The 13,057-nt window shown below is 73.1% G+C and carries 12 protein-coding genes; 8 read left to right on the top strand and 4 right to left on the bottom strand.

Annotation, left to right across the window (positions count from 1 at the left end; genetic code table 11):
* Nucleotides 1–136 precede the first annotated feature (136 nt).
* Complete coding sequence (locus tag OG764_RS05320; RefSeq protein ID WP_328967215.1) at nucleotides 137–1,921, top strand: trypsin-like serine peptidase; 1,785 nt, start codon at nucleotides 137–139, stop codon at nucleotides 1,919–1,921.
* A gap of 78 nt (nucleotides 1,922–1,999) precedes the next feature.
* Nucleotides 2,000–2,509 carry a DinB family protein gene (locus tag OG764_RS05315; protein ID WP_328967214.1) on the top strand — a complete coding sequence of 170 codons (510 nt, stop codon included), beginning with the start codon at nucleotides 2,000–2,002 and terminating at the stop codon, nucleotides 2,507–2,509.
* A 16-nt stretch (nucleotides 2,510–2,525) separates the two neighbouring features.
* Here OG764_RS05315 and OG764_RS05310 read toward each other — a convergent pair whose 3' ends face one another.
* Nucleotides 2,526–3,974, bottom strand: coding sequence for a cation:dicarboxylate symporter family transporter (locus OG764_RS05310; protein WP_328967213.1), 1,449 nt, complete (start codon nucleotides 3,972–3,974; stop codon nucleotides 2,526–2,528).
* Nucleotides 3,975–4,093: 119 nt separating this feature from the next.
* Here OG764_RS05310 and OG764_RS05305 point away from each other — a divergent pair, with 119 nt between their 5' ends.
* Both OG764_RS05305 and OG764_RS05300 read left to right on the top strand, forming a co-directional pair.
* Nucleotides 4,094–5,743 carry a sensor histidine kinase gene (locus OG764_RS05305; RefSeq protein WP_328967212.1) on the top strand — a complete coding sequence of 550 codons (1,650 nt, stop codon included), beginning with the start codon at nucleotides 4,094–4,096 and terminating at the stop codon, nucleotides 5,741–5,743.
* Nucleotides 5,740–6,477, top strand: a complete 738-nt coding sequence (locus tag OG764_RS05300; RefSeq protein ID WP_328967211.1) for a response regulator — start codon at nucleotides 5,740–5,742, stop codon at nucleotides 6,475–6,477. The genes OG764_RS05305 and OG764_RS05300 overlap by 4 nt, the downstream gene beginning before the upstream one ends.
* Before the next feature lie 7 nt (nucleotides 6,478–6,484).
* On the opposite strand, the gene melC2 is transcribed toward OG764_RS05300, so the two are convergent.
* Nucleotides 6,485–7,318 carry a tyrosinase MelC2 gene (gene melC2 / locus OG764_RS05295; protein ID WP_328967210.1) on the bottom strand — a complete coding sequence of 278 codons (834 nt, stop codon included), beginning with the start codon at nucleotides 7,316–7,318 and terminating at the stop codon, nucleotides 6,485–6,487.
* A gap of 17 nt (nucleotides 7,319–7,335) precedes the next feature.
* Nucleotides 7,336–7,755, bottom strand: coding sequence for an apotyrosinase chaperone MelC1 (gene melC1, locus OG764_RS05290; protein ID WP_328967209.1), 420 nt, complete (start codon nucleotides 7,753–7,755; stop codon nucleotides 7,336–7,338).
* A gap of 327 nt (nucleotides 7,756–8,082) precedes the next feature.
* On the opposite strand from melC1, the gene OG764_RS05285 reads away from it, so the two are divergent.
* A complete protein-coding gene (locus OG764_RS05285; RefSeq protein WP_443055852.1) occupies nucleotides 8,083–9,480 on the top strand; it encodes a glutamate decarboxylase in 1,398 nt (465 codons plus the stop codon).
* A gap of 104 nt (nucleotides 9,481–9,584) precedes the next feature.
* Here OG764_RS05285 and OG764_RS05280 read toward each other — a convergent pair whose 3' ends face one another.
* A complete protein-coding gene (locus OG764_RS05280; RefSeq protein ID WP_328967207.1) occupies nucleotides 9,585–11,210 on the bottom strand; it encodes a phospholipase in 1,626 nt (541 codons plus the stop codon).
* A gap of 228 nt (nucleotides 11,211–11,438) precedes the next feature.
* Here OG764_RS05280 and OG764_RS05275 point away from each other — a divergent pair, with 228 nt between their 5' ends.
* From OG764_RS05275 to OG764_RS05265, 3 genes are all read left to right on the top strand, one after another.
* Nucleotides 11,439–12,299 carry a GNAT family N-acetyltransferase gene (locus tag OG764_RS05275; RefSeq protein WP_328967206.1) on the top strand — a complete coding sequence of 287 codons (861 nt, stop codon included), beginning with the start codon at nucleotides 11,439–11,441 and terminating at the stop codon, nucleotides 12,297–12,299.
* A gap of 80 nt (nucleotides 12,300–12,379) precedes the next feature.
* Nucleotides 12,380–12,754, top strand: a complete 375-nt coding sequence (locus OG764_RS05270) for a hypothetical protein (RefSeq protein WP_328967205.1) — start codon at nucleotides 12,380–12,382, stop codon at nucleotides 12,752–12,754.
* Complete coding sequence (locus tag OG764_RS05265; protein ID WP_328967204.1) at nucleotides 12,751–13,020, top strand: hypothetical protein; 270 nt, start codon at nucleotides 12,751–12,753, stop codon at nucleotides 13,018–13,020. The genes OG764_RS05270 and OG764_RS05265 overlap by 4 nt, the downstream gene beginning before the upstream one ends.
* The last annotated feature ends 37 nt before the right edge of the window (nucleotides 13,021–13,057 follow it).

Below are 13,057 nucleotides of genomic sequence, written 5' to 3'. Positions count from 1 at the left end.
CACGCCGTCCACGTGCCGCGATCTTATCCGGGGGGATTTCCGAGCTGCGTCGGCCCGGCCGACCGCTCGCATGCGCCCTTTCCATGGCAGAAAGGCCGTTGTGGGTAGCTCTCGACGGGCGCGAGCCCTTGCCGCGGTGGCAGGCGCCGCCCTGATCACCGTCCCCGCGGCGCCGGCCGCCGCAGCCGCCGCCGCAGCCGCACCACCGGTACCGGCACCGGCCTCGGTCTCGACATCTGTCCCGGCCTCGGCCGCCGACTGGACCAGTGCCGACGCGGCCCGCTTCTGGACCCCCGAGCGGATGGCCACCGCCACCCCCGCCGCGGGAGCCGCCGTACGGTCCGCCCCGCGGCCCGGCAGCGGCCCGGCCCGTGCCCCGTACGCCGGGGTGCCCGCGGCCGCCACGTACGCGGGATCGCCCGCCGTGGGCGTCCTCTACTACGTGGACAGCGCCCTCGCCACGCACAGCTGCACGGCCAGCGTCGTGCAGAGCCCCAAGGGCAACCTGATCGTCACCGCCGCCCACTGCTCCCTCGGCACCAAGACCGCCTTCGTGCCGCAGTACCGCACCGGGGTGGCGGCGGGCGCCCAGCCGTACGGCATCTGGGCCGTCGACCGGGCCTTCCGCGACAACCGGCACACCGCCCAGGGGCCCGGCTCCGACCTGGACTTCGCCTTCGCCACGGTGAAGGCGAACCCGGCCGGCCGGCAGATCCAGCAGCTCACCGGCGGCAACAAGCTGACCCGCACCCCCGGCTACGCCGTCCCCGTCACCGTGATCGGCTACCCGAACAGCCGCAGCGCCCCGGCCGACAAGGCCGTCAAGTGCCGCACCACGACCACCCGCCTGACCGGCTACAAGCAACTGCGCTTCGCCTGCGCCGGCTACTACGGCGGCACCTCCGGCAGCCCGTTCCTGATGAACTACGACGAGCGGACCCGCACCGGCGACCTGGTCGGCAACCTCGGCGGCTGGAACGGCGGCGGCCTCCTGAACAACGACGACGCCGTCTCCTTCAGCCCGCTCTACGACGCCGAGGTCTTCGACCTGTACGACGCCGCCGTCGCGGACCGCGCCCCCACCGTCAAGCCGAAGCTGCCCGACGTGCTGGGCGGCGGCGAGACCTGGGCGCACGCCCGACACCTGGTCTCCGGCGAGTACACCGGCGACGGCAAGGCCGACCTGATCACGGTGTGGACCGACGGCGAAGTCACCCTCTACACCGGCGACGGCCGCGGCGGCTACACCGGCGAAACCCGCCTGGCCGCCCCGAACACCGTCTGGGCCAAGGCCGTCACCCTCACCGGCGGCGAGTTCACCGGTGGCGGTACGGGCGACCTGATCGCCCGCTGGCCCGACGGCTCGGTCACCCTGAACGCCGACGCCGGCGCCGCGAACAAGCTCGGCCGCCAGACCCGGCTCCAGGCGCCCAACGCCACCTGGAAGCACGCCGTCCAGATCGCCGCGGGCCGCTGGAGCGCGGGCGCCCGGCCCGACGACCTCGTGGTGCGCTGGTCCGACGGAGAGGTCAGCCTCTACAGCGACGTCAGCGCGACCGTGCGGTTCAGCCGGGAGAAGATGCTCTACGGGCCCAACCCGACCTGGAAGAACGCCGCCCAGCTCCTCGGCGGCGACTTCACCGGAGCCAACGGCGCGTGGGACCTCATGGTCCGCTGGGCCGACGGCAAGCGCACCGTCCACCCCGACGTCGGCGCCGCCGGAATACGCCCCGGCACCGTCCTCAAGCCCGCCTCGGCCTGGGGCCGGACCGCGATGCTCAACGCCGCCGGCAACCACACGGCCAACGGGCGCCCCGACGACCTGCTGGTGCTGTGGGCGGACGGCCGCCTGTCCTCCTACCCGGAGACCGGCAGCACGCTCGGCGCCGAACGCCTCCTGGTCCCGCCGAAGGTCCGCTGACCCGAACGGTCCGGCCGCGGGCGGGCGTTGCCGAAATTCGGATGCCCGTCCGGCCGGCGCCGCGTAGCCTCCGGTGCCATGACTCCTCCCCGTATCCGGCCGCCGTACACCGCCGACGAGCGCACCCAGCTGACCGGCTGGCTGGAGATGCAGCGGGCCGTCGTGCGGTGGAAGTGCGAGGGCCTCTCCGAGGCCGACGCGCACCGCGCGGTGCTGCCCGGCTCGCCGCTGATGACCGCGGCCGGGCTGCTGGGCCACCTGCGCTGGGTCGAGCACCTGTGGTTCGAGGTGGTGCTCCTCGGCGGCGAGGCCAAGGGGCCGGGCTTCGAGGGTCCCGAGGACTCCGAAATGCACGTCCAGGGGATCCCGCTCGCCCGGCTCGCCGAGGACTACGCGCGGCAGTGCGCCCGTACCGACGAGATCATCGCCGGCCGCTCCCTCGACGAGACCGGCCGGCACCCCGACTTCAAGGACTCGGCGGCGAGCCTGCGCTGGATCCTGTTCCACATGATCGAGGAGACGGCCCGGCACGCCGGACACCTCGACGCGATCCGCGAGTTCATCGACGGCGAGACGGGATACTTCTGACCCCGCTCGGGCCCGCTCAGTGCCCGGCCGGCCTGGGCTCCGGAACCGCCGAGTCCTGACCCGCCGCGTCCGGAGCCACCGTGTCGTGGACCTTCGCGAGCGGGACCCCGGCGTCCGGGGCGACCGCACCGGACCCGGCCGGGTCCGCCGCACCGCCGTGGTCGTCGAGCAGGGTGCGCTCGTCGAACGGCAGCCGGCCGAGCAGCACCTCGGACGCCCGCTCCTTGTCGAACTCCTTGGTCCAGGTCCCGATCAGGACCGTCGCGACCGCGTTGCCCGCGAAGTTCGTCAGCGCCCGCGCCTCGCTCATGAAGCGGTCGATGCCCACGATCAGGCCCACCCCGTCGACCAGTTCGGGCCGGTGCGACTGGAGTCCGCCTGCCAGCGTGGCCAGCCCCGCGCCGGTCACTCCGGCCGCGCCCTTCGAGGCCACGATCATGAACAGCAGCAGCGAGACCTGCTCGCCGAGCGCCAGCGGGTCGCCCATCGCCTCGGCGACGAACAGGGAGGCCATCGTCAGATAGATCGCGGTCCCGTCCAGGTTGAAGGAGTACCCGGTCGGCACCGTGATGCCGGTGACCGGCTTGGAGACGCCCAGGTGCTCCATCTTCGCGATCAGCCGCGGCAGCGCCGACTCCGAGGACGACGTGGACAGGATCAGCAGGAACTCCCGTCCCAGGTACTTCAGCAGTGCGAACACGCTGATGCCGGTGCACACCCGCAGCAGGGTGCCCAGCACCACGAAGACGAAGAGCAGACAGGCCGTGTAGAAGCCGATCATGATGACGGCCAGGGACTTCAGCGCGTCCATGCCGGTCGCGCCGACCACCGCCGCGATCGCCCCGAACGCACCCACCGGCGCCGCCCACATGATCATGGCGAGGATCCGGAAGACCAGCTTCTGTACGTGCCCGACTCCGCGCAGCACCGGCTCGCCCGCCGTCCCGAGCGCCTGCAGGGCGAACCCGCACAGCAGCGCCACCAGCAGCGTCTGGAGCACCTCGCCCCCGGTGAAGGCGGACACCAGCGTGGTCGGCACGATCCCGAGCAGGAAGTCCGCCGTCGACTCGGCCCCGCCGGTCTTGGCCTGCGCCGCGCCCGCCTCCTTGACGGCCTCCGTCAGGTGCAGTCCGCTGCCCGGCTCCAGCAGGTTGCCGACGAGCAGGCCGATCGCCAGCGCGGCCGTGGACATGACCATGAAGTAGCCGAGGGCCAGGCCGCCTACCGCGCCCACCTTGGCCGCCTTGCGGACCGATCCGACGCCCAGCACGATCGTGCAGAAGATCACCGGCGAGATCATCATTTTGATGAGGTTCACGAAGCCGGTGCCGAGCGGCTTCAGCTCCACGGCGACGCCGGGCGCGGCGAACCCGGTGATGATGCCGAGCACCACCGCGGCGATCACCGCGAGGTAGAGGTAGTGCGTTCTGTCCCGGCTGGCGCTGCGCTCCCGGCGTGCGGACACGGTGGCTCCCTGAGGTGGAATGTGGAGGAGAGGGGTGGGTCCCGAAGACTGTCCACCAGCCTGTGACCCCGGTCACCCTTGCGTTCATTGAGTTCACGGCACGGTGCACACTGAACGCCATGTTCCGTATCCCCCGTCCGCGCAGCCTGGCCGGTCAGCTCTTCGCGATGCAGGCCGTGCTGGTCGCGGTGGTCGTCGCGGGCTGCGCCGTGTTCGGCTACGCCGCCGCGCGGGACCAGGCGGTGGAGGCCGCCCAGCGGCAGGCCGGCGCGGTCGCCCGGGCCGTCGCCGACTCCCCGTCCGTACGGGCCGCCGTACGCGGACCCGACCCGTCCGCCGCGCTCCAGCCGTACGCGGAACGGGTGCGGGCCGACGCCGGCGTGGACTTCGTCACGATCATGGATCCGGCGGGGCTCCGCTGGACCCACCCCGACCCGCGCCGCATCGGCGAGCGCTTCCTCGGCAACACCGCGCCCGCGCTGCGCGGCGACACCTTCAGCGAGACGTACACCGGCACCCTCGGCCCCTCGATCCGGGTGGTCACCCCCGTGGTCGACGGCGGCCGCATCACCGCCCTGGTCAGCTCCGGGATCACCGTCCAGGCCGTCAGCGAGCGGCTCGGCGGCCGCCTCGCCACCCTGGCCTGGGTCGCGGCGGGCGCCCTCGCGCTGGGCGGACTCGGCACGTACGTGATCAACGCCCGGCTGCGCCGCCACACCCACGGGATGAACGCCGCCGAGCTGAGCCGCATGCACGACTACCACCAGGCCACCCTGCACGCCGTCCGCGAGGGGGTGCTGATGCTCGACGGCCGGCGCCGGATCTCGCTCGTCAACGACGGCGGCCGCGCGCTGCTCGGCGTCGAGGGCGACCTCCTCGGACGCAACCCCGGGGAACTGGGCCTGCCCGCACCGCTGACCGGGGCGCTGCTCGCGGACGGGCCGCGGGTGGACGAGGTCCACCTGACCGCCGACCGGGTGCTGGTCGTGAACACCTCGCCGGTCGCGGGCGGCGGCCGCCGCGGCACGGTCGTCACCCTGCGCGACCACACCGAACTCCAGGCGCTGACCGGGGAACTGGACCACGAGAGGGGCTTCACGCGGGCGCTGCGCTCGCAGGCCCACGAGGCCGCGAACCGCCTGCACACCGTGGTCTCGCTGATCGAACTCGGGCGCACCGACGAGGCGGTGGAGTTCGCCACCGCCGAACTGGAGCTCGCCCAGGCCCTCACCGACCAGGTGGTGACGGCGGTCGACGAGCCGGTGCTCGCCGCGCTGCTCCTCGGCAAGGCCGCGCAGGCCCACGAGCGGGGGGTGGAGCTCGTGGTCACCCCGGACAGCGCGCTGCCGGCACTGCCCGCGCTGCTTCCCTCCCGCGACCTGGTCACGGTCCTCGGGAACCTCGTGGACAACGCCGTGGACGCGGTCACCGGCAGCCCCGGCGCCCGGGTGGAGGTCACCGCGCGCGGCCGCGGCGACACCCTGGTGCTCACCGTCGCCGACAACGGGCCCGGCCTGCCCGCCGGGGCCGACGTCTTCGCGCGCGGCTGGTCGGGCAAGGGCCCGGGCCGCGGCCTGGGGCTGGCGCTGGTCCGGCAGGCGGCCCACCGGCACGGCGGGACCGTGACGGTGGCCGAACCGGCGGGCGGCGGCGCCGCGTTCACCGTACGCCTGCCGCTGCCGCTGCCGCTGCCGCTGTCGGCGCCGCCGCCTCCGTCGCAGGCGGCGGCGCCCGGGCCCGGGGTGCCGGGTGCGGAGCGGCCGGTATGACCGCCGTCCCGCCCCCGGGCCGCACCCCGCCCCCGGGCCCTGCCCGTACCGCTGACCCGGTACGGGTGCTCGTCGTCGAGGACGACCCGGTCGCGGCCGCCGCGCACGCCCTCTACGTGGGACGGGTGCCCGGTTTCACCGTCGCGGGCACCGCCCACACCGTGGCCGAGGCCCGCCGGGCCCTGGAACGGACCCCCGTCGACCTGCTCCTCCTCGACCTGTACCTGCCCGACGGGCACGGGCTGGGGCTCGCCCGCGCCCTGCGCGCCGCCGGACACCGGATCGACGTGATCGCGGTGACCTCGGCCCGCGACCTCGCCGTGGTCCGCGAGAGCGTCTCGCTCGGCGTCGTGCAGTACGTGCTGAAGCCCTTCGCCTTCCCGACCCTGCGCGACCGGCTCCAGCGGTACGCGGAGTACCGCACCGCCGCGGCCGGCGAGGCGGGCGGCCAGGACGACGTGGACCGGGCCCTCGCCGCCCTGCGCACCCCCCGGCCGGCCGCCCTGCCCAAGGGCCTGAGCGCCCCGACCCTCGACCGGGTGGCCGGGATCCTGCGCGGGGCGGCGGACGGGGGCGTCACCGCGGCCGCGGCCGCCGAGGCGGCCGGCATCTCGAGGATCACCGCCCGGCGCTACCTGGAGCACCTGGTGGACACCGACCGCGCCGTGCGCGCCCCGCGCTACGGCCAGGTGGGCCGCCCGGAGCTCTGCTACCGCTGGGTCGAAGGACCCTGAGGGACCGTCAGCCGGCCGCGGTGTCGAACGTGTAGAACTTCGTGTGGTCGAGCATGTCGGCCGGGGTCACGTCGTTCCACGGACGCATGGTGTCACCCAGATCGACGACGTTCGGCGTGCCGGCGGCGGGCAGGTAGCCGGACTGCGGGTGCAGCTTCTGCCAGTCCGCCCACAGCTTGTCGATGAAGGCGTGGTGCAGCCAGAACACCGGGTCGTTGGGGGAGACGCCGGTGGCCATCTGGCCGCCGACCCACACGTGCACCCGGTTGTGCAGGTTGACCCCGCGCCAGCCCTCCAGGTGGTTGCGGAAACCGGACGCGGAGGCGCTGTTCCACGGGGCGGTGTCGTACACGGACATGGCGAGGACGCCGTCCACCTCGGCGCGCGTCGGCAGCTGCGCGACCGAGGTGCCGAGCGCGCGCCGCAGGTAGGAGCGGCCGTCGACGCGGACGTTGATGTCCCACTTGCCCTGGGCGTACGCGAACGGGCCGTCGATCACCTGCCCGTCGCGGGCCCGGCCGGTACCGCCGAGGAAGTCCGGCGCCCACAGCGAGGAGCGGGAGGTGCGGTCGGCCGTCCAGTCCCAGTAGGGCAGCGCGACCGAGGCGTCCACGGCCTGGAGGGCCTGCTCGAATTCGAGCAGGAAGCGCCGGTGCCAGGGCAGGAAGGAGGGGGAGCGGTGGCCGACCCGGTCCGAGGAGTCGGTGTCGCTCATGATGAAGCCGTTGTGCGTGGTGACGAAGGTGTCGTACGCGCCGGTGCGCTTGAGTTCGAGCACGGCGTTGACGAAGCTGCGCTTCTCGTCCGCGGTCAGGGTGGCCTGGTTCTTGCGTATGGTCATCGGATCGGTCCCTGTGTTCAGACGGTCTGGAGCGGTACGAGAACCGCGCCCTGGAGCTCGGTGACGGCGGCGCGGGCCAGGGCCCGGGGCGTCTTGAAGGTCTCGTAGTGGTTGACCACGCTGATCCAGGTGCCGTCCGCGTTGCGCATGACGTGCAGCTCCCGGCCGTCGACCTGGACGGAGTAGCCCACTCCGTGGTGGCCCCCGTGCCCGGCGTGCGGGTCGGGCGCGCCCTGGATGCGACGGCCCTGGAACACCTCGTCGAAGGCGGCGGGCTGCGCGGCGGTGCCGTGGCCGGAGTGGTCGGCGGGGGCGCCGGCGGCGGGTGCGGGGGCCGGGGGCTGGGCCGCACCGGCGCGGGCGGCGGCCACGGTTCCGAGGGCGGCGAGGGTGCCGGCGCCGGCCAGCAGGGCGCGGCGGCGCGTGAGTTGAGACATGACGGTCCTTGTTCGGTCGAATGGTGCGACCGATGACTATCAGTGAGGTTCTGGCCACGAGAAACGGCGCGGGAGCGGCGGGCCGCGATCCGGACATCCGCCGATATGTTGCGTGGAAAACGACTTTGCTGATCTTGTCGCGCCCGCGGGGAGCCGGTGAGCGGAGGGTGGAATTCCTCCCGTCAAAATGGCAATCCACAGGAAAATCTCGCGTCTACGCGCGTCGAAGTGGCTCCCCTCACAGGGGAAACCTGGCGCGATGGGGTAGCCATGCCGCTCTGGCGGAAATGCCCGGAAAGTGAATGTATCTAGTGGTTCACTCGGATGATGGCACTGCACATGACACGCACACCGCGAACCGAAGACGCGACCGTCGACGTCTTCGCCTCCGTACTCAGCGAGCACGTCCTGCCCAAGTACCGGATGCCGGACGGGCACACGCCCGCCCCGGCCGTCTACTCGATGATCCACAACGAGCTGCTGCTCGACGGCAACGCGGCCCAGAACCTGGCCACGTTCTGCACCACCTGGTCCGAGGACGAGGTGCACCGGCTCATGAACGAGTGCATCGACAAGAACATGATCGACAAGGACGAGTACCCGCAGACCGCCGAGATCGAGTCGCGGTGCGTGAACATCCTGGCCGACCTGTGGCACGCCCCGCGCGCCGTCGGCGCGGAGGCCGCGGCGACCGGCTGCTCCACCACCGGCTCCAGCGAGGCCGCGATGCTGGGCGGCCTCGCCCTCAAGTGGCGCTGGCGCGAGGCCCGTCGGGCCGCCGGCCAGTCCGCCGACCGTCCGAACCTGCTCTGCGGCCCGGTCCAGGTCTGCTGGGAGAAGTTCGCCCGCTACTTCGACGTCGAACTGCGCCAGATCCCGCTCGAACCCGGCGCCACGGGACTGAGGGCCCATCAGATCGCCATGTACGCCGACGAGAACACCATCGGCGTCGTCGCCATCCTCGGCGTCACCTACACCTGCGACTACGAGCCCGTGGCGGAGATCGCCGAGGCCCTCGACCGGATCCAGGCCGAGCACGGCTGGGACATCCCCATCCACGTCGACGCGGCCAGCGGCGGACTCGTCGCACCCTTCCTGCACCCCGAGGTGGTCTGGGACTTCCGGCTCGACCGGGTCGTCTCCGTCAACACGTCCGGGCACAAGTACGGGCTGGCCCCGCTGGGCGTCGGCTGGGTGGTCTGGCGCAGCGCCGACCGGCTCCCCGAGGACCTCGTCTTCAAGGTCAGCTACCTCGGCGGCGACATGCCGACCTTCGCCCTGAACTTCTCCCGCCCGGGCGGCGAGATCATCGCCCAGTACTACCTGTTCCTGCGGCTCGGCCGGGAGGGCTACCGCCGCGTCCACCAGGCCTGCGCCGACACCGCCCGCCACCTGGCCGGACAGATCGCCGCCATGGGCCCCTTCACCCTGCTCTACGACGGACAGGGCGCCCTGCCCGCGGTCTCGTACACGCTCACCGACCCGGAGGGCGCGGGCTTCAGCCTGTACGACCTCTCCGACCAGCTGCGGATGCGGGGCTGGCAGGTGCCCTCGTACCCGCTGCCCGCCGACCGCGAGACGACCGTCATCCAGCGGATCCTGATCCGGCACGGCATCAGCCGCGACCAGACCGCCCTGCTGGCCGCCGACATGCGCCGCGCCCTGGCCCACCTCACGGCCGGGTCCCCCGCCGCGGCCGCGGAACGTACCGCCTTCCACCACTGACCGGCCGGGTACGGGCGAGGGCCGGGCCCGGCGCGACGCACCGGACCCGGCCCTGCGGGATGCAGCCTTGCGAACTCGGCCGCTGGGATTCAGCCGTGCGGGGCTCAGCCCTGGCAGACGCCCCGCTCGTAGTCGAAGGTGGCGGCGTGCTTCGAGTGCTGCCACTGCGGGGCGATCAGGTCGGCGTCCAGCCGCGCGGCCGCGGCCGGGCTCTCCACCACGTACCCGAAGTCCTGCAGCCACGCCGGGTAGAGGTTCTTCGAGCCGATGTAGAAGGCGGCGCCGTCCACCGAGATCAGCTTGTGGTGCTGCGCGTACGGGCTGCCGTCCGCCCAGGTGTCGGTGCCCGCGGCGGCCCGGAACGGGGCGAGCTGGAGGTTCGAGCACATCGCGGCGCGGGCGGTGTCCTGGCTGCCGGTGATCCGGGCGAGCCGGCCCCGGAGCGTGTCGCTGACCTCGGACAGGGACTTGATCTGCGAATAGCCGCCGGCGCTGCCCACCCCGCCGCGGTTGGCAGGGTCGCTGACGACGATGCGGACCTTCACGCCGGCGGCGAGTTTGGCGGCGAGCGTGTCGTACACCCGGATGTCGTAGCGCGGCAGCGGCGGGCAGCTGCCGTTGAGGTCCTGCTGGGAGATCTCGATGTGGTCGGTCGCGCTCGCCAGCAGCGCGCGCAGGGCGCTCTCCTCCGGGTTGACGGTGTCGTAGTCGCGGTCCCCGTTGGTCTTGTCGGGGAGCGCGACGATGCCGCACTTGGTGTCGGAGGCGCTCGGCAGCGAGGGGCGGAACTGCGAGGTGGTGTCGACGCTCTTGATGCCCACGCCGAGGCCGCCGACGGCGATCACCTCGGTGTCGCCGCCGGCCGGGGCCGGCAGGCCGGCCGTGTCCCGCTCCAGCGAGGGCATGCAGTCGGCCCCGCCGGAGGCCGCGAACCAGACGCTGGCGAAGTTGTTCTTGTTGCCGCAGGTCCAGCCCCACAGCGTGTCCAGGTACCGGCCGGCGGAGTTGGCGGCCGGCCCGGTCAGCGCCATGTCGACGTCCGCCACCGGGTGGGCGGTGTCGAGGTAGTCGGCCTTCCAGCTGTTGACGCCGCCGGTCACGGCGTACTGGTTGTCGACCACCAGCAGCTTGGAGTGGTTCCACGAGAGGGAGGTCTTCGACGTGGTCATGGTGGCCACGTTGACGGTGACGTTCCCGGCGGCGTCGCCCAGCTTCGCGAGGAGCTCGTCGCGGTACGCCGAGGGCACCACCTTCATGTGGTACAGCGGCGCCGCGCCGGCCAGGATCCGCACCTTGAGGTGGTTGCCCGAGGCGGCGGAGGCCTTGAGGCCGGCCACCAGGGCATCCTGGAACGCGCCGTCGGGGAACGGCGCGAGAGTCGATATGTCGACCGTACGCTTCGCCTTGGAGACGTTCTCGGTCAGTTTCGCGAGCAGCTTCCGGGTGCCGGGACGGTCCGCGCACGCGGGGTCGCCCCAGCAACCGGGGGTCTGGAGGAGCCAGCCGGACGGGTCGGCGGACGTGCCGTCGAGACGGTTGCCCGCGGTGCGCTGCCACACCGTCCCCTCGAGCCCGGGGGAGACCTGACGGAGGGCCTGCTCCACCGAGTCGAGGTGCGGGGCCGGGGCGCCGGGGTCGGCGGCGGTGGCCGGCGCGGCCGGCAGGAGGGTGAGCGCGAGGGCGGGCGCGAGCGCCGGGAGGAACGAGCGGCGGAGCCGGTGGCGGTGCAATGTGCTTCCTTGCCTGAGAGGTCGAACAGGTGGAACGGATGGAACGGCCGGTGCGGGTGCTGCGCGCACGCGTGCGGGCGCGCGCGGCCGGGCGGGCCCTCCGGTAGGGGTGCCCGACATGATCAACTCGCGGAAGTTACCAGCCCGTAGCCCCCGCCTCGTATACGGACGTACGCGAACTGGCCACGCGGCACTCAACTCGCCCGGTTTCTGCTACAACCGGCCGTCATGGAACCCACGAAGAAGTTCGAGATCACCTCCGCCAGCCGCCGGGACATGGGCCTGCTGCGGGCCTGGGCCGACGACGAGGGCTGGAACCCCGGGGACGGCGACGGCACCGCGTTCTCCGTCGCCGACCCGGCCGGCTTCCTCGTCGGACGGCTCGACGGGAAGCCCGTCGCCTGCATCTCGGCGGTCCGCTACGGCGCCGGCTTCGGCTTCATCGGCTTCTACATCGCCCGCCCCGAGGTACGCGGCCAGGGCTTCGGCATCCAGCTGTGGCGCGCCGCCATGACCCGGCTCGAAGGCCGGTTGATCGGCCTGGACGGGGTGGTCGAGCAGCAGGACAACTACCGGCGCTCCGGCTTCCGTCCGGCCTGGAACAACCACCGCTTCGAAGGCGCGGTCCCCGCGGAGGCGCCCCCGCTGGCCGACGGCCTGGCAATCGTCGACGCCGCCACCCTGCCCTTCGACCGGCTCGCCGCCTACGACCGCCGCTTCTTCCCCGAGCCCCGCGACGCCTTCCTCGCCGCCTGGTCGGGCCTGCCCGGACGTACGGCCGTCGCCGCGGTCCGCGACGGGCGGATCGAGGGCCTCGGCGTGATCCGGCCGGCCGCCGGACCCGCCCGCGTCGGCCCGCTCTACGCCCACGACCCCGGGACCGCCGCCGCCCTCCTGCACCGGCTCGCCGGCAGCGCGCCCGGACGCGCCGTGTCGCTGGACGCGCCCGACGCCAACCCGGCCGCCACCGCACTGCTGACCGGACTCGGCCTGCGGCCGGCCTTCGAGACCGCCCGGATGTACACCGGCGACGCACCGGAACTGGACCTGGCCGGACTGTACGGCGTCACCAGCCTCGAACTCGGCTGACCTGCACGGAGATTCGCCCCGCGGCAGGTCTCGACCCGGCCGGATATCGGCGTACGGTGGAAGACGAGACGGAGGTCACCATGAGTGCGCAGCCACCCGGCACACCCGCCCGCCCGTACGCCGATCCCTACCGGATCCAGGCCGACGAAGGACCCCAGACGATCGCGGAGCTACGCGCCGCACTCGCCCGGGTCTCACCGCTGGACCTGGCCGTCTTCAACGCCCGGCTGGACGCCGCCCGGCTCGCCGCGGTCCCCACCGTGCTCACCGAATACCGGCAGGTCCTGGCCCTGCGCACCAGCCCCGAGGTCGGCGCTGCGATCGCCGGCGCACTCGACGGCACCGAGAAGACGATGGGCATGGACGACTTCTTCGCCTCGCTCGACGCCGCGCACGACGGGTCCGCGTACGACGGATCCGGCCGCGAGGGCCGGCCCGACGAGGGGGGCCGTTGAGCGATTGGAACGTTCTGCTGCCCGAGCGGCTCAACCGCGAGGTCGCCGAACTCACCCCGGGTGAACGCAAATCCCTCTACATCGCGCTCAAGCAGCTTGCCGTCGACCCGCGGGTGGCCAGTTCCGCCGAGCCCGTCAGCGGCGCCGAGCTGCGCCGGGTCCTCACCGCGCCCGCGGCGGACACCGGCGGTGTGGTCACCGTCCTCTACCGCGTCATCCCCGACACCCGCACGGTCGCCGTCATCTGGATCGTCGCCGGACCCTGACGCCTTCGCGCCCGGCGGCGGATGCCGCCGGGCCCGT

Origin of the sequence: Streptomyces sp. NBC_00239, assembly GCF_036194065.1 — a bacterium.
GTDB lineage: Bacteria > Actinomycetota > Actinomycetes > Streptomycetales > Streptomycetaceae > Streptomyces.
The sequence above is the reverse complement of the archived record's forward strand: the minus strand, read 5'-3'. Positions and strand labels throughout refer to the sequence as shown.